General features: G+C 48.9%; 21 protein-coding genes. 11 read left to right on the top strand and 10 right to left on the bottom strand.

Annotation, left to right across the window (positions count from 1 at the left end; translation table 11 throughout):
• Window positions 1-63 precede the first annotated feature (63 nt).
• Entirely contained in the window at window positions 64-885 is an 822-nt protein-coding gene (locus T494_RS0102630) for a class I SAM-dependent methyltransferase (RefSeq protein ID WP_028504947.1), read from the top strand.
• An 89-nt stretch (window positions 886-974) separates the two neighbouring features.
• Here the strand turns inward: T494_RS0102630 and T494_RS0102635 are convergent, their stop codons facing one another.
• From T494_RS0102635 to T494_RS0102645, 3 genes are read right to left on the bottom strand one after another with little or no spacing between them, the layout of a single operon-like run.
• The gene (locus T494_RS0102635) at window positions 975-2708 is read right to left on the bottom strand and encodes an ABC transporter ATP-binding protein (RefSeq protein WP_028504948.1); all 1734 of its coding nucleotides are present in this window, start codon (window positions 2706-2708) and stop codon (window positions 975-977) included.
• Complete coding sequence (locus T494_RS0102640; protein ID WP_037343769.1) at window positions 2708-4471, bottom strand: ABC transporter ATP-binding protein; 1764 nt, start codon at window positions 4469-4471, stop codon at window positions 2708-2710. Before T494_RS0102640 ends, T494_RS0102635 begins: the two co-directional genes overlap by 1 nt.
• Before the next feature lie 57 nt (window positions 4472-4528).
• Window positions 4529-5146: a TetR/AcrR family transcriptional regulator gene (locus T494_RS0102645; protein WP_028504950.1), complete on the bottom strand. Its 618-nt coding sequence runs from the start codon at window positions 5144-5146 to the stop codon at window positions 4529-4531.
• 253 nt (window positions 5147-5399) lie between these two features.
• Here T494_RS0102645 and T494_RS0102650 point away from each other — a divergent pair, with 253 nt between their 5' ends.
• The 3 genes from T494_RS0102650 to T494_RS0102660 are packed head-to-tail and all read left to right on the top strand — an operon-like array spanning window position 5400 to window position 9526.
• Window positions 5400-5978, top strand: a complete 579-nt coding sequence (locus T494_RS0102650) for a TetR/AcrR family transcriptional regulator (protein ID WP_242836370.1) — start codon at window positions 5400-5402, stop codon at window positions 5976-5978.
• On the top strand, window positions 5971-7776 hold the full coding sequence (locus T494_RS0102655; RefSeq protein ID WP_028504952.1) for an ABC transporter ATP-binding protein: 1806 nt from the start codon (window positions 5971-5973) through the stop codon (window positions 7774-7776). Before T494_RS0102650 ends, T494_RS0102655 begins: the two co-directional genes overlap by 8 nt.
• Window positions 7763-9526 carry an ABC transporter ATP-binding protein gene (locus T494_RS0102660; RefSeq protein WP_197021112.1) on the top strand — a complete coding sequence of 588 codons (1764 nt, stop codon included), beginning with the start codon at window positions 7763-7765 and terminating at the stop codon, window positions 9524-9526. Before T494_RS0102655 ends, T494_RS0102660 begins: the two co-directional genes overlap by 14 nt.
• Before the next feature lie 68 nt (window positions 9527-9594).
• Here T494_RS0102660 and T494_RS0102665 read toward each other — a convergent pair whose 3' ends face one another.
• Genes T494_RS0102665 through T494_RS0102690 form a run of 6 tightly spaced genes read right to left on the bottom strand, consistent with a single transcriptional unit; the run spans window position 9595 to window position 16772 of the window.
• Complete coding sequence (locus tag T494_RS0102665) at window positions 9595-11016, bottom strand: ABC transporter ATP-binding protein (RefSeq protein WP_028504954.1); 1422 nt, start codon at window positions 11014-11016, stop codon at window positions 9595-9597.
• On the bottom strand, window positions 11013-11756 hold the full coding sequence (locus T494_RS0102670) for an energy-coupling factor transporter transmembrane component T (protein ID WP_051539950.1): 744 nt from the start codon (window positions 11754-11756) through the stop codon (window positions 11013-11015). Before T494_RS0102670 ends, T494_RS0102665 begins: the two co-directional genes overlap by 4 nt.
• A 1-nt stretch (window position 11757) precedes the next feature.
• Window positions 11758-13491 carry an ABC transporter ATP-binding protein gene (locus T494_RS0102675; RefSeq protein WP_028504956.1) on the bottom strand — a complete coding sequence of 578 codons (1734 nt, stop codon included), beginning with the start codon at window positions 13489-13491 and terminating at the stop codon, window positions 11758-11760.
• Window positions 13484-15235 (bottom strand): ABC transporter ATP-binding protein, encoded by a 1752-nt coding sequence (locus tag T494_RS0102680; protein WP_028504957.1) that lies wholly within the window; start codon window positions 15233-15235, stop codon window positions 13484-13486. Before T494_RS0102680 ends, T494_RS0102675 begins: the two co-directional genes overlap by 8 nt.
• Entirely contained in the window at window positions 15235-16209 is a 975-nt protein-coding gene (locus tag T494_RS0102685) for an AraC family transcriptional regulator (protein WP_051539953.1), read from the bottom strand. Before T494_RS0102685 ends, T494_RS0102680 begins: the two co-directional genes overlap by 1 nt.
• Window positions 16206-16772, bottom strand: coding sequence for an MptD family putative ECF transporter S component (locus tag T494_RS0102690; RefSeq protein WP_028504959.1), 567 nt, complete (start codon window positions 16770-16772; stop codon window positions 16206-16208). Before T494_RS0102690 ends, T494_RS0102685 begins: the two co-directional genes overlap by 4 nt.
• A 332-nt stretch (window positions 16773-17104) precedes the next feature.
• On the opposite strand from T494_RS0102690, the gene T494_RS0102695 reads away from it, so the two are divergent.
• From T494_RS0102695 to T494_RS12090, 7 genes are all read left to right on the top strand, one after another.
• The gene (locus T494_RS0102695; protein ID WP_028504960.1) at window positions 17105-17719 is read left to right on the top strand and encodes a TetR/AcrR family transcriptional regulator; all 615 of its coding nucleotides are present in this window, start codon (window positions 17105-17107) and stop codon (window positions 17717-17719) included.
• A gap of 87 nt (window positions 17720-17806) precedes the next feature.
• Complete coding sequence (locus T494_RS0102700; protein WP_028504961.1) at window positions 17807-17992, top strand: FeoB-associated Cys-rich membrane protein; 186 nt, start codon at window positions 17807-17809, stop codon at window positions 17990-17992.
• Window positions 17992-18219 carry a ferrous iron transport protein A gene (locus tag T494_RS0102705; RefSeq protein WP_028504962.1) on the top strand — a complete coding sequence of 76 codons (228 nt, stop codon included), beginning with the start codon at window positions 17992-17994 and terminating at the stop codon, window positions 18217-18219. The genes T494_RS0102700 and T494_RS0102705 overlap by 1 nt, the downstream gene beginning before the upstream one ends.
• A complete protein-coding gene (feoB, locus tag T494_RS0102710) occupies window positions 18216-20054 on the top strand; it encodes a ferrous iron transport protein B (protein WP_028504963.1) in 1839 nt (612 codons plus the stop codon). Before T494_RS0102705 ends, feoB begins: the two co-directional genes overlap by 4 nt.
• Before the next feature lie 195 nt (window positions 20055-20249).
• Window positions 20250-20951 (top strand): ABC transporter ATP-binding protein, encoded by a 702-nt coding sequence (locus T494_RS0102715; protein WP_028504964.1) that lies wholly within the window; start codon window positions 20250-20252, stop codon window positions 20949-20951.
• Window positions 20951-23203, top strand: coding sequence for an ABC transporter permease (locus T494_RS0102720; protein ID WP_028504965.1), 2253 nt, complete (start codon window positions 20951-20953; stop codon window positions 23201-23203). Before T494_RS0102715 ends, T494_RS0102720 begins: the two co-directional genes overlap by 1 nt.
• A 28-nt stretch (window positions 23204-23231) precedes the next feature.
• Window positions 23232-24218 (top strand): AraC family transcriptional regulator, encoded by a 987-nt coding sequence (locus tag T494_RS12090; RefSeq protein ID WP_242836371.1) that lies wholly within the window; start codon window positions 23232-23234, stop codon window positions 24216-24218.
• Window positions 24219-24650: 432 nt separating this feature from the next.
• Here the strand turns inward: T494_RS12090 and T494_RS14315 are convergent, their stop codons facing one another.
• Window positions 24651-25088 carry a hypothetical protein gene (locus T494_RS14315; RefSeq protein ID WP_347490847.1) on the bottom strand — a complete coding sequence of 146 codons (438 nt, stop codon included), beginning with the start codon at window positions 25086-25088 and terminating at the stop codon, window positions 24651-24653.
• Window position 25089: the final 1 nt, after the last annotated feature.

Consider the following 25089-nt stretch of genomic DNA (forward strand, 5'->3'; position numbering starts at 1 on the left):
CTATGCAGCAGCTCACTTTTCGTGATATAAGCAAACAGTAAAATGACAGCGGAGGGAAAGCATATGACAGATACCAATCAAGCCATAACACTCGGAGATGTTCAGGAGACTGCACTGATACCGCTCGCTATAAAGGCAAGCGAAAGCCTGCGAAAGAATAACCGCATTTACGACGGTAAGGCAGTGGAGATCATAAAAGAACTCGGGATAGACACTAAAAAATATGATAAATACTTTTCCCATGAGGGCGTTGTTTCAAGAACGATAATGTTTGACAACACGGTCAGAAAGCTGCTTGAAAAGTACCCTGATGCAAATATCATTAACATCGGCTGCGGTTTTGACGACCGTTTTTCCAGAGTTGACAACGGCATTGCTCATTGGTATCACATCGACCTGCCGGACTCAATAGATGTGCGCAGAAAAGTTTTTGAAGCGCACGACAGGCAGACACTTGTTGCAGCCGATCTGACTGCTGACAGCTGGACAGACAGCCTGCCTGATGACAATGTAACTGTCATTATCGCAGAAGGTCTTCTGATGTACTTTACCGAGCAGCAGGTGCGTGAGCTTTTGAAAAGGATCACAGAGCATTTCCAAAAAGGATTCGTGCTTGCCGAGCTTATGCACCCGATCGCAATGGGGAATGAAAAGATCCATGACACAGTCAAATGCACAAATGCAAAATTCACCTTTGGCACAGAAAGCGGCAAAGAACTTGAAAGCTATTGCAGCGGCTTAAAGCTTATAAAAGAAACAAACTTTTTTGCAGAGATGAGAAAACACCATCTTGTAGGAAAGATAGGCAGCCTGTTCGCAGGAAAGATAATGAACAGACTTGCTGTTTTCAAGTTTCAGCATGATCGCACCGAAAACCGCACTTAGATCCGATAACAGGTATCATTAAAGAATCGGCATAAAGCACAGCACCCGCAGACATAAGACCTGCGGGTGCTTTCTTCATATAGGTATCGTTACAGCTTCCAGCTGACTGCTTTTTGTCTGTCCTCAACAAAGGTCCGGTAGATGCCCTGCTGCTGCATAAGCTCACTATGCCTGCCCTGCTGGACTATCCTGCCGCCGTCGATGACGATGATGCGGTCGGCGTGCTCAACTGTTTTTAGTCTGTGAGCGATCATGATTATAGTCTTTTCCTTTGTAAGCTCCTCGATAGCCTGCGTAAGCTCTGCCTCGTTCTCGGGGTCGACATTTGCGGTCGCCTCATCGAGAATGATTATCGGGGAGTCTTTCATTATAGCCCTTGCTATCGAGATACGCTGCTTTTCACCGCCCGAGAGCGATGCGCCGCCCTCGCCTATCACTGTATCGTACCCGTCAGGCAGGCTCATTATAAAATCGTGACAGCGTGCTTTTTTAGCCGCCTCTATGACCCTGTCGATGCTTGCCTCGGGTGAGCCGAAACGGATATTGTTTGCTATCGTGTCCTCAAAAAGATATACCCTCTGGAACACAAAGCTGAAGTTTTTCATAAGGCTGTCAAAGCTGTAATCACGCACATCTCTGCCGCCGAGCTTAACGCTGCCGCCCTTTACATCCCAGAAGCGGGCAATAAGATTTGTCAGCGTGGTTTTTCCGCCGCCGGAAGGACCGACGATAGCGGTCGTTGTCTTTTCGGGTATCTTCAGGTTCACCCCGTCTATTATCATTCTGTTGTCGTATGCAAATGTCACATTTTCAAGCTCGATATCTCTCGAAGCAGGCTCGATGTCCTCGCCGTTGATGTCCATTTCGGGAATAGCCATTATCTCGTTTGCAAGCCCGACGCAGATATCAACGCTTCGTATCAGTGCGGAGTATCCCGCCATGATATCAAGGCTCTCGTAGACCATAAATGCACTTACCATCATCATTATGCAGTAAAGCAGGCTCATGCTGCCGTCTATGTAGAAATACACCGATGCGGCACACATTATAACGCCTGTCAGCTTGGTTACTATCTCCTGCAAAGCGATGAACGGGATAACATCAAATTCAAGGTGCGTGTCACATTTCTGCTTTGCCTTGATAGTTTTTTCAAGCTTTTTTGCACGGCTGAGCGTGAGGTTGTAATTCTTGACCTCAGCTATGCCCTGCACGAACTCGATGACCGATGCAACAAGCTCCGTTTCGGCTTTCTGTCTTCTCGGCGCACCCTTGCGTGTGCTTTTCTGCATAAGCGAATTGAACAGGGTATAAACTGCGATGCCTGCTGTGAGGATAAGACCTATGCGCCAGTCAAAAACGAACACCAATGCCGTAATTACAAATGTTGTGAGTATGCCCTGCGTAGTGAGCATTACAACTCTCGTTGCAACATCGGAGAGGTTTTCCATAGTGTTGGTTGTAACGCCTGTTATATGTCCGAGGCTGTTGTCATTGAAATATCCCATCGGCAGATAACGCATGTGCTCAGCTATCTCGATACGCTTGTTTGCACAGCAGTGAAAACCCGCTTCTGTCTGGAGCATCGTCGTTTTCATATTGATAAACAGCTGTCCGAAGAATGATGCACCGAGTATCGCAAGAGCGATGTAAATGTTTTTGTTCGTCATATCCTTGTCGATTATGCCCATAACGATAACTGCTATCGCAGATATACGCATTGCCGCAAATATCGCTTTTATAACGCCAAGGCCTATTGCCGTATACAGCTTTTTTCTGTCCTGTCTGCCGCAGAAATCAAAGAACCTTTTAAGTGATGCAAACATTATGCTCCCTCCTTTACCGAGATGTGAGCGTCCCACATCTGTCTGTACAGCGCAGACTTGCCAAGCAGCTCCTGCTGAGTTCCCTCTGCCTGCACCTCGCCGTCATTGATGACGATTATCTTGTCGGCGCTCGCTATCGTTGAAAGCCTGTGTGCTATCACGAGCAGAGTTTTGCCCGAAACGAGCCTTGCAACAGACGACTGCACGAGTGCCTCGTTCTCGGGATCGGTGTAAGCCGTTGCCTCGTCGAGAATGATTATAGGTGCGTTTTTCAGCATCGCTCTCGCTATCGAGATACGCTGTCTTTCGCCTCCCGAAAGATGTCCGCCCGCACCGCCGACAACGGTATCATAGCCCTTTTCAAGCTGCATTATGAAATCGTGGCAGCCGCAGGCTTTTGCAGCGTTTATCACTTGTTCATCGCTCGCATTCGGGTCACCCATTCGGATATTATCCATTATCGTTTCATCGAACAGATAGTTGTCCTGCGAAACATAAGCGATGTTTTTGTTGTACTCTTCAAGCGGTATCTTTCTGATGTCTACTCCGCCTATGCTGATGCTGCCCTTGTCAACATCCCAGAAGGAAGCGATCAGCTTTGCAATAGTTGATTTGCCCGACCCCGAAGGACCGACGAGCGCATTTACAGTGCCCTGCTTTATTTCAAGGTCAATACCGTGGAGTATCTCTTTTTCTTTGTAGCCGAATCTGACATCCTTGAGAACGATGTCCGTGCCGTTCGGCTTCTCGGTAAGCTTATCGGGACGCACAAGCTCTTCTCGTTCAAGTATCTCTGTCGCCTCGCCGATGATAGTTCCCATTTTGGTAATGCCGTCCCAGTAAGACGATATCGTCAGGAACGGTGAAACAAGTCCCAGGGAAAGAATTATCAGCATCAGCAGGTCGTTGCCCGAAATATTTCCGTCCATATATGCCTTTGCACCGAACGGCAAAAGTCCGAGCAGGAAGAACGGCATCAGAAGCAGCGCAAGATTCTGCCACAGATTGCAGCGGCGCATCCATTCGATAAAGCAGTCTGCACCCTCTTTTGCGGCGGTGACGAACTTGTCGTAGCTCGTTTTGGATTTTCCGAAAGCCTTGATGACCTCGATACCGTTGATGTATTCAACAGCCGTGTCATTGAGTTTCTTTGTCTTGACAATAGTGTTGTTGTAGCTTTCACCGCTGCCTCTCATCATAAGTGCGAAAAAGACCATTCCGACCGGCACGCACACAAGCGAGATGAGTGTCAGCTTTACGCTTATCGTCATCATGTAGATTATAAGTGCGATAGGCACGAATGTATTTGAAACGACCTCTGGTACAATATGTGCAAGTGTGGTCTCGATAGAATCCACTCGCTCGCATATGATGTTCTTATATGTTCCGCTTGACTGCGATAGCACCGAACCCAGCGGTATCTTTGAAAGCTTTACCGTCAGCTGACGCCTGATGTTTGCAAGCACCTCAAAGGTCGCAGCGTGCGAAAGCGTTGTGGAAATGCTGTGGCAAACCCTGCAAAGCACCCAGAACACCGCCATGAATATCATATCCTTTGACACATCGCTCATTGTTGGTTTTGCTCCGACCTCGTTGAGCTCGATAAGCTTTTTTACTATATCCGCAAGATAGATATACGGCATTATCCCGCAAAGCACCTTGCCAAAGGCAAAAATCACACTAAGGATATAGTTTGGCTTTTTCTGCCCGGCAAACTCAGCCACCCAGCTGAGCGTGCTGCGTTTCTTTTTCTTTTGTGACATATTATCCTCCCTTTCGATAGTTAGTTGTAGCTAACTCTATGTCAAAAAATATCGGCATCAGATGCCGAGTATTTTTTTCCACCCTGCTGAGAAAAACTCGTCAAGTGTTCTGGCGTAATGCATAGCCTGCTTTCTGCCAAAGCCGTGTATCACTGCCTCGAAAACTGCCGAGACATTTGCGGTGACAAGCATATGGAACTCCTGCTTTGACGGAACTTTCACGCTCATTCCATACTTTTTCATGCGTTTGAAATAATCAAGCGTGGTACGTTCCTCAAGCATAGCCATATCGTGAACGAAGCTTTCGTATCTTGTCCCCTGCGAACAGCAGACGATAAGCCTGAACTCGTCAAAATTGTCGTAGATATAGCTCATCAGCCACCTGGTCTCGCTCTCGCTCTCGTTCCAAAGCCTGTTGACATCGCCGCCCTTCATGACCTCATAGCCCTGTTCGCAGTATTGGTCATACATCGTCATAAGACCGTTGATCGTCGGCTCAACAAGTGCGGCAAACATCTCCTCTTTGTTGGCAAAGTGGCGGTACAGCGCACCGACAGTCAGCCCGACCTCCGAGGCTATCCTGCGCATCGACGCATTTTCAAAGCCCTGTTCAAGAAACTCTTTCTTCGCAGCGCACATCAGACTCTCATGCATTTGTGTTTTATCTTTCGGCATAGTGTTGCCTCCTTTTGTAAACACCGTTTACTAACATAGAACATAATAGCACCGCAGGACAGGAAAGTCAAGATTAGTAAACAGTGTTTACAAACATTTTACAAACTCTCCTGATGATCTTTTTGGCAAAAAGCCTTGACAGCCCGGAAGAAATATGCTATATTACTTTTGCGACCGTTTTATATATTTTAGTCGCATAATATAAAATAAATGTTCGCAAGGAGGGAAAGCTATGTCGCCAAAGCTGTTTTCTATGACCGAAAAAGCTGAGCTGAAAGAGAAAATGTTCTACTCCGGGCTTGAGCTGTTAAAGCAGCACGGAATGACGCATATGTCCGTTGAGAAGATAACTGCATCTGCGGGCATCGGCAAAAGCACATTCTATAATTTCTTTATGTCAAAAGAGGATTTTGTTATCCAGCTCATCGAGTTCAACCGTATGCGATTCTGGACAGCCGTGCAGGATATGCTGGGCGAGCGTCAAAAGCTGAGCGTCGGCGAGAGCAAGCAGGTTCTCATCTCTATCATCAACAACCAGGACAGCGTTTATCAGTATCTCACACCCGAGGACGAGAAAAAGCTCTCCGACGCAATGCCGCAGAAAGCCGAAACTGACATCGACGAGGAGAGCAAAACGCTCAACCGCCTGTTCTCGATGTTTGAAAATGTGCGTGAGGATATTGATGCGGCGGTAATATCCAACCTGCTCAAGATACTTGCCATAACCGCAGAGAACCGTGGTTCGCTGCACGAAAGCGCATATCAGCGCACGCAGGATAAACTGTTCGCTCTGCTGTTCGAATGCATTTTTAAGGAGGGCGGCAATGAGTAAAGCAAAAAAGAAAAAAGAGGGCATATCACGCCTTATGGAGCTTGCGGGAACCAAAAAGAAAGGTCTTACCGCCGCCTGCACGCTGTCTGTTCTTTCAAGCGTATTCAAGATCATACCCTATTTTACTATATACGGTGTGCTCAAAGAGATAATACGATGTTACTCCGCAGGTGATAAATTCGCCTTCGGCAGCGTAAGCACGCTTGTAATTATCACCGCAGTGAGTGCATTGCTTTACGGCATTTGTGCGTACTCATCGGCTATGCTTTCTCACGGTGCAGCATTCGATATACTTTACGAACTTAGAATGAAACTGATGGAGAAAATGGGACGGATATCATCGGGTTATTACACCGCAAACACACAAGGCAGCATAAAAAAGCTGCTCATAGAAGATGTTGAGCAGATAGAGGTGTTTATTGCGCACAGTATGTGTGAAGTCGCTTCTGCGATAGCTACTCCGCTGTTCACGATAATAGTTCTTTTCATCGTTGACTGGCGGCTGACGCTTGTTTCCCTGCTGCCGATAATGCTTTCGTTCGTGATACTCGGTATGGCACTCAAGAAGCCCGACGGTGCAAAGCATCAGAAGAATATGGCTGACTGCAAGGCTAAAATGGAAGGCACGATCATCGAATACATTCACGGAATGAGCGTGATAAAGATATTCGGCGGCACGAAAAAAGCATTCAGACGATATGAGACAGATATGAATGCTTTTACAAAGTCCGTACACGACACTGCGTATTACAACGCAAACGGAATGGGATTGTATTACGCATTCTTCGGAGCGCAGGTGCTGTTTCTGCTGCCCGCAGCGATAATAATGCTTGGCAGCTCGGCAGGCTATGCAGATGTGCTGCCAAAGATACTTTTCTTTCTCGTGGTATGCTCGGGTCTGAAAGAGCCGCTTGAAAACATGATGAATGTAAGCATAGACAGCACAAAAATAAATGTCGGCTTGAAACGCATAGATGACCTGCTTGAACAGCCGGAGATAACGCTGATCGGCGAGGGAAAGACCCTGACACAATTTGATATTGGATTTGACAAGGTGTCGTTTGCCTATGATGGCAGCGGCATTAAAGCTTGCGATGAGGTTAGTCTCAACTTACCGCAAGGCAGCTGCAATGCGCTCGTCGGTCCGTCGGGCGGAGGCAAATCGACTATCGCACAGCTTCTGCTGCATTTTTACGAGATAGGAAGCGGCTCGATAAAGATAGGCGGCGTGGATATCCGTGAGGTTACTCATTCGGAGCTTGTAAAAAACATCGCCTATGTTTTCCAGGATTCGTTCGTTTTCAGCGACACTATCGAAAACAATATCCGAATGGGAAATACCGAAGCGAGCTTTGAGCAGGTCAGGGCTGCTGCAGAAGCTGCAAACATAGCCGAAACGATAGAGGCTCTTCCGGACGGTTATCAGACTATCGTATCCGACAGCACAGGGCTTTCGGGCGGTGAAAAGCAGCGCATAGCTATCGCAAGAGCAATACTCAAAAATGCACCGATAGTTGTGCTCGACGAGGCTACCGCATATGCCGATGCAGAAAACGAGGCAAAGATACAGGACGCATTTTCAAAGCTTTCAAAGGGCAAGACAGTCATTATGATAGCTCACAGACTTAAAACTATTCAGAATGCCGACAATATCCTTGTTATGAACGGCGGAAAGCTTGCTGCGGTCGGAAAGCATGATGAGCTTATGGACAAGTGCGAACTTTATCGTGATATGGTCAATGCCAATGACCGCCGTGACAGCTGGACAATGAGGAGGTTATCATATGACAAAGCGTGAACGGTTCAGAAAATGGAAAGATATAATAACCTACGGTGACAGCAAAAAGTATGTGCGTTTCATTGCGTGGCTGTTCCTTGACAGTTTTGTGGCATCTATCCCGTCGAGCGTGCTGATGTGTGCGGTGTACCTGTTCCTGTCACCTATCCTTGACAGCAGTATGGCATATGAGCAAAAGCCGTTCTGGATACTTGTCGGCATACTTGCCTTTCAGACGATAGCCTATGCGATAGTGCGCAGGAAAAGCTATCTTGACATCTGCGTGGGACACGTTTCCGCACAGCAGGAAGAAAAGCTCCGCTTGGGCGACAAGCTTAAGACTCTGCCAATGGGATTCTTTGCGACGCACGATGCAGGCGAGCTTTCAACGCTTATGATGCGCAACTATGAAGAGATAGAGAATCTTTCATCGAGCATTGCCGCAAACGGCGCAGTAATTATTATAAGACTGCTCATAGCACTTGTTGTGCTGAGCATTTTCAGCGTCAGGATGACGCTTGCAGTTTTTATAGTGATACCGCTTGCGCTGCCGTTTGCCGTGATAAGCTACAAGCGTGTCGCACACACAAGTTCGGAGCTTATTTCTATACAGCAGCAGACTGCGTCAAAGGTCATCGAATACGCAGGCGGCATCACCACTCTTCAGGCATACGACCGCACAGGCAACAGCTTTGAGGGACTCAAAAACAGCTTTGCTAAGATGCGTGACGATTCAAAGCGTCAGGAAAAGGCAGGCGGTGCAGTCTCGATGTACGGCAGAGCGATACTTTTCCTTGGGATAAGCATCACTATGGGTGTCGGTGCATATCTGCTGTCGGTCGGCGGGATAAGCCCGTTCTTTTACATCATGTGTCTGCTTGCGGCACTGCAGGTCTATGAGCCGATAATGCAGCTTTTCGTTTTCGTTATCAGCATGGCGAGGATAAACCAGTGCGTTGACAAACTGGTGAAACTCAAGGAAGAAAAAGAACTCGCTGTCTGTGAGCCGTCAAAGACCACCGACCGCATCGATATTTCATTCAGAGATGTTCATTTTTCATACGACGGCAAAGAGGACGCAATAAAGGGCATCAGCTTTGATATTCCCGAAAAAAGCTCAACAGCACTCGTTGGTTCATCAGGCTCCGGCAAGACCACGATCGCAAGGCTGCTCGCACGCTTCTGGGATATTCAGGGCGGCGAGATAAGCATAGGCGGCGTGCCGATAACACAAATGACACAGGAGCATCTGCTGTCAAAGATAAGCATGGTCTTTCAGGATGTTTATCTTTTCAAGGACACCATTGCAGAGAATATCCGCATAGGCAAGCCCGACGCTCCCGACGATGAGATATTCGCCGCCGCAAAGGCAGCCGCCTGCCACGATTTTATAATGTCACTGCCCGACGGCTATGATACTGTGGTCGGCGAAGGCGGGTCAACACTTTCGGGCGGTGAAAAGCAGCGAATTTCTATCGCAAGGGCGATACTTTCAGATGCGCCGATAGTTTTTCTTGACGAGGCTACCGCAAGCCTTGACCCCGAGAACGAGCTGCTGATACAGCGTGCAATAGACGAACTTGTCAAGAACAAGACCGTGCTTGTCATTGCGCATCGTTTGCAGTCGGTAATGAACAGCGATAATATCATCGTGCTTGATAATGGCATGATATCCGAGCAGGGCACGCACAGCGAGCTGCTGAGCAAAGGCGGAAGATATGCTTCACTTTGGCACGAACAGCAGACAGCAGGCAGCTGGAAGCTGGCATAATCAACAGGACATCAAAAAGAGACAGGATCTGCTCTGTGAACAGAATCCTGTCTTTTGTTTTGTGCATATCATATCCGTCCGTTTTCGATGTGCAGGATATGCGTACAGCAGCGCTCGATAAGCTCCATATCGTGCGTGACGATGAGCACGGTGACATCGTTTCCTATCGAATCAAGCAGCTGTGCTGTACATTCCATGCTTGCAAAATCAAGTCCGCTTGTCGGCTCATCAAAGACGAGCAGCTTTTTGCCTGCAAGCAGTGCGGAGGCTATTGCCGTTCTTTGTTTTTGTCCGCCCGAGAGCGACATCGGGTGGCGCTTTGCATACTGTGCGATGTTCAGCTTTTCAAGCAGCTGAATCGCCTTTTGTTTGTCATCGTCACCTGCCGAAAGTAGTACCTCGTCAAGCACGGTATCTGCAAAAAGCTGGTGGTTTACATCCTGCATGACCATATACGAAAGTCCGAGCAGCTGCTTTGACTTATATCTTTGTCCGCCGATGACGGCGCTGCCTCTGAATTTCTTTTGCAGACCGCAAAGGCACTTGATGAATGTGGATTTACCTGCGCCGTTATGCCCGACAACAGCCGTAACAGAGCCTTTGGGTATATCGAGCTTTTCGATGTCTATCGCATCCTGTTTTCCATAGCTGTATGTGAAATTTTCAAGCGTTATCGTTTCGCTTTTCCGATGCTCTTTTACAGGGTATATGCCTGTCGGGTATCCGAGATAGTTAGTTTCGGTACGAAAGGCACGCAGACCTTTTTCGTTCAGTTTGGGCGTTGAAAGCGAGAAAAACTCTTTCACAGAATACTCTGCCGATACAGTTCCCTGCTTCATAAATATCACCCTGTCGCACACGCCGTCGAGCCAGCCGAGTCGGTGCTCGGCAATGACTATCGTTTTGCCCTGAGCTTTCCACCCGAGCAGTATTTTTTTGAGTTCCTCTATCGAGTCAAGGTCGAGATTTGAGGTCGGTTCATCGAGCACTATCAGCTGCGGCAGCATTGCCGCCACGCCTGCGCAGGCTATCTTCTGCTTTTCTCCGCCCGAGAGATTGAAAATGCTCCTGCCCAGCAGTTTTGTGATGTTCATTTCATCAGCGGCAGAGCTTATCCTTTTGCGTATCTCATCGGCAGGCAGCCCGAGATTTTCGCAGCCGAATGCTATCTCCGATGTGGTATCGACGCAGAAAAACTGACTCCTCGGATTCTGGAACACACTGCCCACAACGCCGGCGAGGTCTTCTATCGGCGTGTCTTTTATCGTCTTACCGAACACGGTCACATCACCTTTCAGTTCGCCCTCGAAAAAGTGCGGAATAAGCCCGTTGAGCAGTCTCGTCACCGTGGTCTTGCCGCAGCCCGAGCTGCCGCACAAAAGCAGGCACTCGCCCTTCATTATATCCATATCAAGACCGCTGAGCGCACCGCCGTCGCCGTTTGCATACTGAAAACAAACGCCCTTTAACTGTGCTGCGATGTCTGTCATTTTATCACTCCTGCCATGCCAAGCACCCACAGGACAAACACCGACAGCACGAGCAGCAGCACTGTCAAATCCTGAAGGCGAAATCCTATTTTGCATATGTTCGTTCTTTTTGTTTTTGTGCCAAGACCCCGTGTGAGAGCCGCAGCCGAAAGCTCACTGCCGATATTGACCGAGCAGACCATCAGCGGCACGAGCCTGTATTCTATCAGCTTGCCTGCACCCTTGCCGCCTATGCGGATATCCCTCATTTTCATTGCCGCATTTATCGAGGAAAACTCCTCTGTCACGGTCGGGAAAAATCGGAACATCACCGAAAGCGGTATCGTTATGTTCTGCGGTATATGCATACGCTGCATTGCGGCGGTGAACTCGCTGACCGTTGTGGTGGAAAGCATATATGAGCCCATAACAAGCGACGGCATAAGGCGCACGATGAACATGCACACGATGCTCGATATGCTCAGCGCCGCACCTGTAAACTGCGGCACGAGCCATATCTCAGCCGATTTGACAAGTACGAACAATGCAGCGAGCAACAGCGCCTTTTTATATCGCCTTGCGGTGAACAGCAAAACTATCGGCAGCAGGCACAACGCAATTACAGCGGCTCTTACGCAATAAAAGCCGCTGCCTGCACCGCCGAGTGAAAACACGACCAGTGCGATCACTACCGTGAGCTTTGTCCTGGGGTCAAGGACAAGCCCACGGTTCTCGATGTCTGTCGAAAACATACCTTTCATTTTACAATCTCCACGATGCCGCTTCACGCCTGCTCTCGACGAATGACTTATAGATGCCGCCCTGCTGCATGAGCTGTTCGTGAGTGCCCTGCTGTGCAATTTTGCCCGACTCGATAACGACGATGTTATCCGCCTTGCGCACGGTCTTTAATCTGTGTGCGATCATGATTATCGTCTTTTCTTTTGTCAGTGCGTCGATAGCGTTCATAAGGTCAGCCTCATTCTCGGGGTCAACGTTTGCAGTTGCCTCGTCAAGCACAATGATCGGTGCATCTTTCATTATCGCTCTGGCAATTGAGATGCGCTGTTTCTCACCGCCCGAAAGCGATGCACCGCCCTCGCCGATCACGGTATCGTAGCCGTCGGGAAGCTGCATGATGAAATCGTGGCAGCAAGCTTTCTTTGCAGCCTCGATGACCTTATCCATCGGCGCATCGGGCTGACCAAAACGGATATTGTTTGCTACCGTATCTTCAAACAGGTACACACGCTGGAACACAAAGCTGAAATTCTTCATCAGTGAATCCATACTGTATTTGCGCACGTCTTTTCCGCCGAGCGTCACGCTGCCCTCGTCAACGTCCCAGAAACGTGAGAGCAGCGAGGTGAGCGTGGTCTTTCCGCCGCCCGAAGGACCGACAACTGCGGTCGTTGTCCTCTGCGGGATCGAAAGGCTTACGCCGTCGATTATCTTTCTCTGTTCGTATGCAAAAGAAATATTATTTGCGCAGATGTCAAAGCTCTGCGGTCTGATATCCTCGCCGCTGATGTCCATCTGCGGTGTGGCAAGTATCTCGTTTGCCTGCTTTACACAGACATCGACCGAGCGAAGAAGTGCCGAATATGTGCCTGCATTGTCAAGCTGTGCATAGATGAGATATGAGCTGATTATCATTATGATGCAGGTGAAAAGGTCCATCGAACCGCCGAGGTAAAGCAGCACCGATGTCATAAGTATCACCGTGCCGAGCACCTTGAGCCAGAAGCTTTGCAGTGTCATAAACGGTATAAGTCTGAGTTCCATTGAGGAGTTTGCATGCTCGTTCTCGTCGATCGCTCTGTTGAGCTCGCCGCTGCGCTTGCCCGTAAGCCTGAAAGCTTTGACCTCAAAGATGCCCTGAATGTACTCGATGACCTTTGAGATAAGTGCGCTGTCCTTTTGCTGTTTTTTCTTCGCCATTTCGGCGCTTGCTTTCATCAGTCCCGTGTTGATGATGAAAAAGACTATCAGACCTGCGCAGAGGATAAGCCCGATGCGCCAGTCAAAAAAGAGTATCATCAGCGTGATGACAGCTGTCGAGAGAAGTCCCGAGCAGACTATCATAACGACTCTTGTCGCTACGTTTTCAAGGTTCTGCATCGTGTTTGTCGTAACCGACATTATGCGCCCGAGGCTGTTTTCGTTATAGTAGCCCATAGGCAGATAGCGCAGATGCTCGGCAAGCTTCATACGCTTCTGTGCGCAGGTGTTGTATCCGCCCTCTGTCTGAAGCATCGTCGCCTTGCTCTTTGCGATGCCTGCTCCGATGATGCTCACGAGCATTATGCCAAGGCAGGCAAGACAGGTCTTTGATGTGACGTTTCCGTCGATAAGTGCCCTGACCATTACTGCGATTGCCGGTATTTTCAGCGCCTCGAACATCGCCTGCACAAGACTGAGAACGATGGAGACATAAAAGCGTTTCCTGTCGCCCTCATCGCAGAAAGCGAAGAAGTTTTTAAGTATCTTAAACATCCTGCTCACCGTCCTTTGCGCTGATATGTGCAGTCCACATTCTGCTGTAAAGCCCCTGCTTTTCAAGCAGCTGTCCGTGCGTTCCCTGCTCCTCGATATTTCCGTCTTTGATAACAAATATATTGTCTGCGTTCATTACCGTCGAGAGCCTGTGAGCGATAACGATAAGCGTCTTTCCGCTAACAAGCTTTGCAACGCTGCGCTGGATTATCGCTTCGTTCTCGGGGTCTGTATATGCAGTTGCCTCATCGAGAATGATAACATCTGCGTTTTTGAGCATCGCCCTTGCGATAGAGATGCGCTGGCGCTCACCGCCCGAGAGATGTCCGCCGCCTGTGCCGACGACGGTATCGTATCCGTTTTCAAGGCTCATGATGAAATCGTGGCAGCCGCAGCGCTTTGCAGCTTCTTCGACCTCTGCATCGGTGGCGCTCTGCCTGCCGAGACGTATATTTTCCCGCACCGTCATATCGAACAGGAAGTTATCCTGCGAAACAAAAGCTATCCTGTCGTTGTAATCGTCAAGCGGTATATCCTTGATGTTCACGCCGCCGTAGGTTATGCTGCCCGAGCCTGTATCCCACAGGCTTGCGATAAGCCTTGCGACTGTTGATTTACCGCTTCCTGACGGACCGACAAGTGCGGCGAACTCACCCTGTTTTATCGCCATCGAGATGCCGTGCAGTATCTCTGTGTCCTTATATGCAAAATGCACATCGTCAAGCACGATGTCGCCGCCGTCAAACTGCTTTGTCAGCTTTTCGGGGCGCACCATCTCGGGTGCGTCGATGATGCCTCTGACCTCGCTGACGATAGTATCCATCTGTGCGATGTCATCGGAATACGCCATAACTCTCAGCAGCGGCTCGATAAGCCCGACGGTGAGAATTATCATCGTGATGAAATCGGCTGCCCGGATAGTGCCGTGCATAGCCATTATACCACCTATCGGCAGAACAGAAATCATCGTTGCAGGCATTATGCACATTGCAAATGTCATATACACATTACAGCTGCGCATCCAGTCAACAAAGCTTGCGGCGCTTTCCTTTGCGGCATCTGCGAACTTGTCATAGCTCGACTGCGCCTTGCCGAACACCTTGATGACCTCGATGCCGCCGATATATTCAGCAGTCACGGCATTAAGCTCCTTAGTCGCTTTGACCGTTCTGTTATAGCTCTTTTCGTATCCGAACATCATCAGCGCATAGCACACGATACCCAGCGGCACGGTGATAAGTGCGGCAAGACCGAGTTTCCAGCTGATGCAGAACGCATAGATGAGAATGATTATCGGTGCGCCGATGCCCGTGGTGAACTCGGGCAGGATATGTGCAAGCGTCGTTTCGATGCTGTCGATTCGCTCGACTATCGTGCTTTTCAGCGTGCCGGACGGCTGACTTATAACATCGCCCAGCGGCATTCTTGAAAGCTTGTCGAGAGCTTTCTTTCGGATAACTGCGAGCGTGTGGAAAGTCGCAACGTGCGAGCAGCCCGTTGAGATTGCGTGGAACAACGAGTGACCCAGCCACAGCGCAAATATTATCACACAGTTGATGATGTATCCGCTTGTGTCTCTGCTGCCGTCAAGCAGCATGCGGACTATCTTTGCGACGAAATAATACGGCACGATACCGCATATCATGCTCAATGCCGCAAGTATCACGCTTGCCGTGAACTTTCCTTTTCGCTCACCCGACTGGCTGAGCAGCCACCCGAACGAGCCGTTTTTGTCCTTTCCCATTATGTCTCCTCCTTAGTGCGATATTCCTGCGGCGACGACCCCATAACATCACGAAATGCCGCAGAGAATTTTGATGCGTTGTCATAGCCCATGCGCTGTGCGATGTCCGAGACCGTGAGTGTCGGGTCGGATATCAGCAGCGAGGCTGCCGCATTCATTTTATAGTTTTTTATGTACTGATAAACTGGTACGCCGTACACCGCCCTGAACACTTTGCGAAGAGTTGCCTGCGGCATATCGAACCGCTCGGAAAGCTGTTCCACCGTGAACGAGCGATCAAGAGAACCTGTCATCAGCTCGTGCATCTGCTTTATCTTGTCGGTCTGCTTTGCAGGGAAATACTGCCGCTGCTTTGTATGGCTGCGTGCGTCTGTTTCTGACAGCAAGAGCAAAAGCTCTGCAGTCTTGACCTTGAAAAACTCAAGCTTGTTTGTTTTCGGCGGATGATACAGCTGTGAGAAAACAGTTTGCAGCTGTTCGCAGTCACGCAGCAGGAACTCCTTGCTGTCGGGACAGAACTTTCCGGCAATACTTTCAAGGCTCAGTGATAAAAACGGCAGTTCATTTTTCAGCGACTCGTCTGCAGCACCTTTTATAAATCCTAATGATATGCCGTGATAGTGCGACAGCGGCAGGCTGACTCTGCCTGCGTGGTGAACACGGGTGTCGATGCGGATATCTCCTGCCTCCATATAGTATCGGCACCCTTCGGGATTCTCGTGCTCGATGCGTCCCTCACGGCAATGATCGACGCACAGAACTGTTTCGGCGTTCTGATACTCCGAAACACATTTTCTCAGATGAAAGTCGTTATACATCAGATAAACACCGTCGAAGACCCGGTACATCGTCATAAATCCCTCGCCCGTTTCGTCCTCCAGGCGCAGTACCCTACACTCGCCCTGTGCGGCGACCTCGTGAACGTTCGAGCCGAAACCCGCTTTGTCAAGAGCCTCAAAGATATCTGTATTCACGCTATCCCCGCCTTTTCAAAGTGCTTTTTGAGCAGCTTTCTGCCGAGCAGTCCGCCGATGATGCCGCACACAAAAGCCGATGCAAACATCACAGGGCACATCCAGGTCGGCATAAGCTTGTTTACCTTGTCTATATAGTCCTGTCCGTAATCCTTGCGTGACTCCCAGTATTTCTCCGCCGCAAAGAACAATGGCAGATAGTTTGCTGCCACCCACAGACTGAACACCGCATTTGTCAGCACAGCCATAGCAGCGCTGCGGTACTTGCCAGCTTTGAATACAAGCTCTGCGAGAAGACCCGTAACAGCCGACACAGCAAGCGGCGGCCAGCTCATACCCGTGAGCAGCATCAGCAGTCCCATTATAACGCTCATTATCCAGATCATACCGAACTTTTTCGTGCGTGTCAGAAACAGCTCGAACGGTATACCGCCGATGATCGGCACGAGCACTGCGAGCATTGGCAGCAATATCGGCACAAACCCGAGCATTGCCACCACAAAGACGATAACGAAATATATCGCCGAGAATATTCCGATGTTGATAAGATCTTTTCCCTTCATAATTACCTCCGTCGGTTAGTTCTTTCTAACCTCTACTCTGAATTAAAGCCCGTTTACGGGCCCGATGAGTATTCTATCACATATTCCTGCGGATTTCAACTCCATTTTGTTTCCAAAAGCTCTATTTTGTTCGCAAGTTGACAAAAGGTATTATAATGCGATGATACGGCAGTTCAGGCGATTGAATATGGTCGATAAGCAGCGAACTGACTGCATTTGCTTTTATGAAAAAATCGTTAAATATCATTTTACCAATTGACAGCACCAAACTCGTGTGCTATAATGATAACGCTGTTAGCGAACAATGTTATCTTATAACAGGAGGCTGTATCATGGCTCGTGGAACTTATGACGAAACGCACAAAAGAATAATCGACAGCGCCTATCAGTTCTTTCTTGAAAACGGCTTTGAGCGAGCAAATCTGCGTGACCTGTGCCGTGATGCAGGCATTACGACCGGTGCGCTTTATCGGCATTTTGCCAGCAAGGAGGAGCTGTTCTCCGCACTGGTCCAGCCGACTGTCGATGAGCTTGAAAAGATGTATAGCCAGGCAGAAACAGATATCGCCAACAGGCTTCGCAGTGACGGAGCAGCACAGATGTGGTCAGCCGTAAGTGCGGAAAGCATCGTTGACTTTATATATGATAATTTCGATGCGCTAAAGCTGCTGCTGTGCTGTTCAAACGGCACGCCTTACAGCAATTTTACTGACGATGTTGTCTGTATGGAAACAAGAGTTTCAATGAGCGTTCTGCGTCTGGCGCAGGAGCTTGGCTGTGACATCTCCCTGCCAACGGAAAGGCAGCTGCACATCATATGTCACGCCTATGTTTCCAGCTTGTTCGAGGCTGTTATGCACAACATCGAAAAAACTGAAATGCTTGAAAACATACGGGTCATACTGACCTTCTTTTCCGCAGGAGCATCCAAAGCACTCGGGCTCTGAGCGGAAATATACACACTGCAGCAGGAAACTGCTGCATAATTATTGATGTTTGGTTAGTTGCGGCTAACTGACGAAGGGAGCAGTTCAATGATAGACTGGTTATCAGAAAACATCGGTACTGTCATAGCGGCAGCCGTTGTAATAATTATCTTTGCCCTGGCACTGCGAAGTGCGGTAAGGCAGAAGAAAAAGGGAGGCTGCAGCTGCGGCTGTCCGGGATGCTCGGGGCGCTGTCCGCATTGCAGCACAGAGAAAAACAAGGAGGAAAAGTAATGAAGCTGAGTGAATTAAAAGCTGACAAGCTCGGCAGGGTGTGTGCGTTGGGAAGCGATACTCATTTTCTCAACCGCATCACATCTATCGGTCTGACAGAGGGAACAGTTTTTCAGGTCGTAAGAAATGACAGGAAAATGCCTGTGCTCATCTACGCAAGGCAGACACTGCTTGCACTGAACCGTGCCGATTGTGAAAAGATTGAGATAGAGGAGGCAGGCGCATGAATTCCATAGCACTTCTCGGACAGCCCAACTCGGGCAAATCCACCGTGTTCAATCACCTCACAGGTTCAAGACAGCATGTCGGCAACTGGCCGGGAAAGACTGTCGAAAAGAAAGACGGAACGTTCACATACAACAACGAAAAGTATTCTATCACCGACCTGCCGGGAAGCTACGGCCTTTCGGGCAATTCCGACGAAGAGGTCATCACCGAGAAATTCATCAAGGACGGCAGTGCTGACCTGGTGCTCGTGCTGGTAGATGCCTCACAGCTCGAAAGAAGTATGTTCATGCTCGCCGAATTCGCACAGCTCGATGCACCTGCGGCGCTTATACTGAATATGATGGATGTTGCAAAAGAGCAGGGAGTAACGATAGACACCGAGCTTTTGTCTGAGCGTCTTGGCATACCCGTGCTGCCATTTACGGCAGCCGATGACAAGGATTATGACAAGCTTAAGTCGCTGATAGTATCCGAGCTTAAAGACCCCCATAAGCTCATCAGCGTTCCCGAAACGGGCAGCAATGATGATATCAAAGATGCAGTAAATTCAAAGTACGAATGGATCAGCAAACAGCTCGATGGCGTTTGCGAAACAAAACAGAAAGAATACAAGCTGTCGAAATTCGACAAGATGATAACAAGTCCCCGAAAGGGAAAGATAGCCTGCATAGGCATCGTTCTTCTTGCCTTTATCGTGTCGATGTTCGCCGCTGCACCTATAATGGGCGTTGGCGCAATGATACCGAAACTGCTCAGCGAGCCGATATCAAACGGTCTGAGCAGCCTGAATGTTCACCCGTGGCTCATCTCGGTGTTCAGCCTCATCATACCAAACACGCTGTATTTCTGCGTTGCAATGGGCGGATTTGTTCTGGCGGTCAACATAGTCTTCGGCTATCTTGAAGAAGTAGGCTTCCTCGCAAGAATGGCTTATCAGTTTGACGGAGTGCTTTCGAGGCTCGGTCTTCAGGGCAAAGCTGTAGCTCCGATGCTTATGGGCTTTGGCTGTACCATTGGTGCAACAAGCGGAACAAGAGTCATGGACAACTGGGGACAGAAGATGCTCACAATGGCTGTCGTCTGGGCAGTTCCCTGTGCATCTATATGGTCTATCATCCCTGTTGTCTCGGGAATGTTCTTCCCTGCATGGGCAATGGCTCTGGTGATACTCGGCATACTTGTCTATGTGTTCTTTATGATGTGGGTAGTATCAAAGATATTCGGCAAAAAGCTCGCTCCCGCCGAGACAAGAACGGGAATGATAATGGAGCTTCCTCCATATCACAAGCCACACTGGAAGCACATCTTCAAAGAGGCAGGCTTCAAGTCGCTGGACATCTTCAAAAGAGCGCTGCGAACTGTGTTTATCATCTCATTCATCTTCTGGCTGCTGCAGTACACAAGCACAGGAAACATTGAGGACAGTCTGCTTTACAAGATAGGAACTGCCATTGAGCCTGTGACCAAATTCTTCGGTATGGGCTGGAGAACATTTGCAGGCTTTATCGGCTCTGCATTTGCAAAGGAATCGGTGCTCGGCGTTCTGAACTCTGTTTTTGTCGGTGAGCACTCTATGCTCGATGCAACATTCGGCGCACATTCGGGTGTTGACAGCGCAACGCTTGCAGAAAGTATGAAGGGAGTTATCTCTCAGGCAGAGGCACTTGCATTCATGTTTGCGATAACATTCAACGTTCCCTGTGTTATGGCACTTTCCACGACATACAGAGAATCTCACTCGCTCAAATGGACAGCAAAAGTCGCAGCGTTCTATATCGTGTGCGCATTGCTGCTCTCCTGCATCGTTTACCACGTCGCATCTATCTTTTTATAAAACCTAACCGGCCTCAGCAGCCCGGCAAGATAATCTGTCGGGCTGTTTGGCGTATTAATCGCTCCCCTGCACATTTCTGACCAAATGGAACAGTTTTGTCTTTTTGGCTCTTGAATATCTGCGAACAGTAATGTATAATGTCAATATCAAAGCAAATGGTTAGTCATTTCTAACTTGTGAAAAGGAGCAGATATTATGTTTGTGCAGATAAGCAATGTGAAGAAAAGCTACGGCAAGGATACAAGCTACATACAGGTGCTCAAAGGTGTCAGCACAGTGGTCGGCAAAGGTCAGATGTGCGTCATTCTGGGCACGAGCGGTTCGGGCAAATCGACCCTGCTCAACTGCATTGGCGGACTTGATACGATGGACTCCGGCTCTGTAAAAGTTGACGGCAAGGAGATATCCGGCTTGAAGCCTGCAGAGCTGTCAGACTACCGCCGTGACTATCTCGGCTTTATCTTTCAGTTTTACAATCTTGTGCCGAACCTGACCGTTCGGGAAAATATCAGAGTCTGCGAGTACCTCACCGACTCGCCTCTGGATATTGACGAACTGCTTGATGTGCTCGGTCTTACCGAACACCAGAACAAGTTCCCCGCTCAGCTCTCGGGCGGTCAGCAGCAGAGATGTGCGATAGCAAGAGCACTTATCAAGAACCCCAAGCTGCTGCTTTGTGACGAACCGACGGGAGCGCTCGATTCAAAGACCTCACGGGATATTCTGATACTTTTGGAAAAGATAAATCGCAAATACGGCACAACGATGCTGATAGTCACCCACAACAACTCCATAAAGAATATGGTACATAAGGTCATCATCGTCAAGGACGGGCAGATACTCAAGGACTACGAAAACGAGGAACGCATACCCGCTGCCGAGCTGGAGGATCTGTGATGAGAAAGGTATTGAGAAAGCGCCTGCCCCGTGTTCTAAAGGCAGGCTGGGGACGCTATCTGGCATTAACGCTTGTTATAGCCATGGGAATCTATCTCGTTATAGGCATCGTCGGTGCAGCTGAAACGGTTATTCACGGCACAGACGAAAAACGTGAGGAATTCAACACACAGGACGGCTTTTTCACAGTGTTCCAACCGCTGAGCGACAATGATATCAAAGAGCTTACAAAAGACGGCACACAGCTTCAGGAAGAGTTTTCGACCGACCTTTCAGTCAATCACGAAACGAAACTTCGCATGTTCAAAAATCGTGAGAACATCGACAAACTGATACTCAGCGATGGCAGGCTTGCCGAAAAGGACGGCGAGTGCGTGCTTGAAAAGCGCTATGCCGAGTGCAACAAAATATCCGTCGGTGATGAGCTGACCGCAGGCGGCATCAGCTTCACCGTCACGGGCATTGGCTGCGTATCCGACTATGAACAGCCGAAGGACAAGCTTTCCGACACGGCGGTTCAGTCGGAGTATTTCGGGCTTATCTTTGTAACTGACGAGTGCTATGAAAATGTGCGTTCTCACGACGGAATGCCTGCGCAGGACTATGTCTGCGCCTACAAGCTGGGCAGCGGCGTGACCGGCAGCGAACTCAAAGAAAAGCTTAAGTCGATAAAGACCGACACGGGCAGCGAGAATCTGCTTTCGTTTGTGACTGCCGATGACAACAAGCGCATCGAGGCTGCCGCAGGCAACAGATTGATGCACCGCAGTGCAGGTCTTGCCGCAGGCATAATCATTCTGATACTGTTCGGCTATGTCATCTCGGTCTTTGTCGTTCACCGTATTGATAGTGAATCGTCTGTCATTGGCGCACTCTATTCGCTCGGCGTTAAAAAGAAAGACCTGCTGCGCCACTACATCACACTGCCTACGATAGTCGCTTTCATCGGCGGACTTATCGGCACGGGCATGGGCTTTTCACCTATCGGCATAGGCTCAAAGCTGCACGATGCATACGACCATTTCTCACTGCCGCAGTATGACATATACTATGCTCCTTACCTGCTGATATACGGGCTTATCCTGCCGCCGATAATCTCAGCAGCCGTCAATGCGATAGTCATAAACAAAAGGCTCTCACGCACTGCGCTCTCGCTTATAAAGAACGAACAAAGCGCATCGAGCTATCGCCGGTTCAACATACGCTCAAAGAGCTTTATCACCGTTTTCCGCATAAGGCAGACGGTGCGTGAGCTTCGCTCTGCGATAACCGTTGTGCTCGGAATGTTTGTCTCGATGCTTGTGGTCATGCTCGGGCTTGACTGCCTCGTTATGTGCTCGGCATTAAAAACTGACAACGCAGATGATACCCACTATGAGTATATGTACCTGTATAAATTCCCCGATAAAGAGATACCCAAAGGCTGCGAGCAAGCATTTGTCAGGACGCTTTCCACAGAGTGCAAAGGGCACACTCTCGATGTGACCGTGATAGGTCTGACCGATGGCAGCAGATACTTTGATGCCCGTCCCGAAAAGGACAAAACCAAAGCCGTCGTGAACAACTCGCTTGTTGAACGATTTGGCTATAAAACGGGCGACGAGGTGACATTCACAGATACTGCAAACGACAAAGACTACACCTTTACTGTCAGCGGCACAGCGCAGTATTCGCCGGGTTTCACGATATTTATGGACATCGGCTCTATGCGTGAGCTTTTCGGTGAGGATAAGGACTATTTCAATGCCGTGTTCTCGGGCGAAAAGCTCGATATCGACGAAAGCAGACTTTACAGCACAACGAGCAAAGCCGACATTGAAAAAAGCGCAGGAGTTTTTGTACAGCAGATGAGTTCGCTCATCTGGACTATGCTTATCGTCGGCGTGGTGATATTCATCGTGGTTATGTATCTGATGATGGGCGTAATGATAGACCGAAGCTCGTTCGGCATCTCACTGATAAAGATATTCGGTTACCGCCGCAGCGAGATACGCAAGCTCTACACGAGCGGCAACCTGATGATCGTTGCAATAGGCGCACTTGTCTGCATACCGCTCGCAAAGCTCGTTATGGACGGCATCTACCCAAGCTTCGTGTCAAATGTCGCCTGCTCGATGGTGCTTGAATTTTCCCCGCTGATATATCTGGCGGTTTATGTTTCAGTGCTGGCGGTGTACTTTATCAGCAGTACCTTGCTGACAAGAAAGCTCAATAAGATAACACCTGCCGAGGTGCTGAAAAACAGAGAATGATACTGATTTTTTGCGAAAGGGTGATAGTGTGGATCACGATATGAACGGCATTGCCTTTGGCACAAATGTTGCCGATGTTTTTGAAAAAGAGGACTGCCGCATAATGCGCATGACCTCTGAAACAGGTGAAGGCGTAATGACGCTGTATCATGTTTTTGACGGCGTTATAATCATGCACAACAACTTTCATATGCAAAGCTGTGATTCTGACTTTGCAGCAAAGGGCAATTTCCTTTGCATAGATCATTGCCGTGAGGGCAGGATCGAAACGAGCGTGAAGGACGATTCGGTCTGCTGTCTGTCATCGGGCGAACTGCGGATCGACGACGGCAGACACAACAACGGCACAGCAAGATTTCCTCTCAAGCACTATTACGGGCTGACTATCGCCTTTGACCTTGATACAGCCCAGCCTGCCCTTGACAGCTACATCAGCGATTTCAAAGTCAGGCTCTCGGATATCTCGCAAAAATACTGCACCGACAAAGAGCCGTATGTCATATCCTCGTGTCCCGAAATAGCCCATATCTTTTCCGAGCTTTACAATGTGCCCTCAAAGATAAGGCGTGATTATTTCCGCATCAAGATACTCGAATTGCTGCTGTTTCTCGATGCACTGGAAATAGACAGGTACAAGACCGAAAAGCCGTATTTCTACAAAGGTCAGGTCGAAAAGATACACGCCATCTGCGAACTGATGACATCTGACCTGACAAGATCATACACCATAGAAGAGCTGTCGCACAGATTCGATATCGCACCGACCGCTTTGAAAAAGTGTTTCAGCAGCATTTACGGCAGCCCGATATATACCTATATGAAAAACTGCCGCCTTGACCGTGCGGCATATCTGCTGAAAAACGAGCCGTCGATGAAGGTCGCTGATATTGCGGCAGCGGTCGGATACGAAAGCGCAGGCAAATTCTCGGCGGCTTTCCGCAAGAAAACAGGCAGCACGCCGCTCGATTACCGAAAGTATTCCGAACATAACAAGACCACTCCGAACCGGCAATAGAACAACGCCTTGCAAGCTGTGCAGTCGCTCTATTTGCAAGGCGTTTTGATTTGTGAGGCAAACGGGCTTGAACAGCGTCCGAGGGCTTTTCGAAACCCGTCAAATAGCGCAAATACAGCGGTTTTGCAAAGTTTCCCGATTGCCTGCCTGTTGTGATCTCTGCTGAATTTTACCCGATTTGAAAACCCGATAAGCGTCAAATAAACGTCAGGTTCTGAAATCGGTAGCAGCAATAACATTGCTCCCCGTTATATCCAAGTGTTAAACCTCAACCGAGAATTTTAAGTTTTAATGCTAAAATTTAAAGTTTCGGGTTTGAATTTTAAGTTTTAAAGTCGAAATTTAAAGTTTCAAGCGCATATTTTAAGTTTTAGAGTCGATATTCTAAGTTTTTAAAGTAAAATTTAAGGTTCCGAGGGTACGTTTTAAGTTTTAAACCCCGAACGCAGCAATATCCTCAAACAGAATACTGACCTTGTCGATCTTCTTATTGGTGTGATAATGTCCGCAGTACCACTTCTTGTATTCTACGTTCTCCTCTATCTTGTCAAGCCACTGCTCCGTGGATTTATCAACTGTTGACTGGTCGATACAGGACAAGAACACCTCTGTCGGTTCGTACTTCAGCGGCGTGGTGTGGCTGAGGATAACATCGATCTTATTGTCCCTTTCCGCAAGAGTCTTTTCAACACGAGCCTTTATCTCGTCGCTCGGCTGTTCGTCTGCCCACCAGCCCCAGCCGTTCTCAATGCGGTACTCTTTGTCAACGCTGTATGCGCCGCCGATAGCGATCGCACTGATGCCGTCAAGGTCGTACACCTCGCCGTCCTTTGCAAACAGGATATTGGGGAACTCGTTCTCACGATACACC

This window comes from Ruminococcus sp. FC2018 (assembly GCF_000621805.1).
In the GTDB taxonomy this organism is placed as follows: domain Bacteria; phylum Bacillota; class Clostridia; order Oscillospirales; family Ruminococcaceae; genus Hominimerdicola.

What these genes read in the sequence shown, in the direction of transcription:
- T494_RS0102650 (WP_242836370.1), top strand. Translation starts at nt 5,400, where the DNA reads ATGACCGAAAAAGCTGAGCTGAAAGAGAAAATGTTCTACTCCGGGCTT.
- T494_RS0102635 (WP_028504948.1), bottom strand. Translation starts at nt 2,708, where the DNA reads ATGTTTGCATCACTTAAAAGGTTCTTTGATTTCTGCGGCAGACAGGAC.
- T494_RS0102640 (WP_037343769.1), bottom strand. Translation starts at nt 4,471, where the DNA reads ATGTCACAAAAGAAAAAGAAACGCAGCACGCTCAGCTGGGTGGCTGAG.
- T494_RS0102660 (WP_197021112.1), top strand. Translation starts at nt 7,763, where the DNA reads ATGACAAAGCGTGAACGGTTCAGAAAATGGAAAGATATAATAACCTAC.
- T494_RS0102655 (WP_028504952.1), top strand. Translation starts at nt 5,971, where the DNA reads ATGAGTAAAGCAAAAAAGAAAAAAGAGGGCATATCACGCCTTATGGAG.
- T494_RS0102670 (WP_051539950.1), bottom strand. Translation starts at nt 11,756, where the DNA reads ATGAAAGGTATGTTTTCGACAGACATCGAGAACCGTGGGCTTGTCCTT.
- T494_RS0102665 (WP_028504954.1), bottom strand. Translation starts at nt 11,016, where the DNA reads ATGACAGACATCGCAGCACAGTTAAAGGGCGTTTGTTTTCAGTATGCA.
- T494_RS0102705 (WP_028504962.1), top strand. Translation starts at nt 17,992, where the DNA reads ATGAAGCTGAGTGAATTAAAAGCTGACAAGCTCGGCAGGGTGTGTGCG.
- T494_RS0102700 (WP_028504961.1), top strand. Translation starts at nt 17,807, where the DNA reads ATGATAGACTGGTTATCAGAAAACATCGGTACTGTCATAGCGGCAGCC.
- feoB (WP_028504963.1), top strand. Translation starts at nt 18,216, where the DNA reads ATGAATTCCATAGCACTTCTCGGACAGCCCAACTCGGGCAAATCCACC.
- T494_RS0102720 (WP_028504965.1), top strand. Translation starts at nt 20,951, where the DNA reads ATGAGAAAGGTATTGAGAAAGCGCCTGCCCCGTGTTCTAAAGGCAGGC.
- T494_RS0102715 (WP_028504964.1), top strand. Translation starts at nt 20,250, where the DNA reads ATGTTTGTGCAGATAAGCAATGTGAAGAAAAGCTACGGCAAGGATACA.
- T494_RS0102630 (WP_028504947.1), top strand. Translation starts at nt 64, where the DNA reads ATGACAGATACCAATCAAGCCATAACACTCGGAGATGTTCAGGAGACT.
- T494_RS0102680 (WP_028504957.1), bottom strand. Translation starts at nt 15,235, where the DNA reads ATGGGAAAGGACAAAAACGGCTCGTTCGGGTGGCTGCTCAGCCAGTCG.
- T494_RS0102645 (WP_028504950.1), bottom strand. Translation starts at nt 5,146, where the DNA reads ATGCCGAAAGATAAAACACAAATGCATGAGAGTCTGATGTGCGCTGCG.
- T494_RS0102690 (WP_028504959.1), bottom strand. Translation starts at nt 16,772, where the DNA reads ATGAAGGGAAAAGATCTTATCAACATCGGAATATTCTCGGCGATATAT.
- T494_RS0102695 (WP_028504960.1), top strand. Translation starts at nt 17,105, where the DNA reads ATGGCTCGTGGAACTTATGACGAAACGCACAAAAGAATAATCGACAGC.
- T494_RS0102675 (WP_028504956.1), bottom strand. Translation starts at nt 13,491, where the DNA reads ATGTTTAAGATACTTAAAAACTTCTTCGCTTTCTGCGATGAGGGCGAC.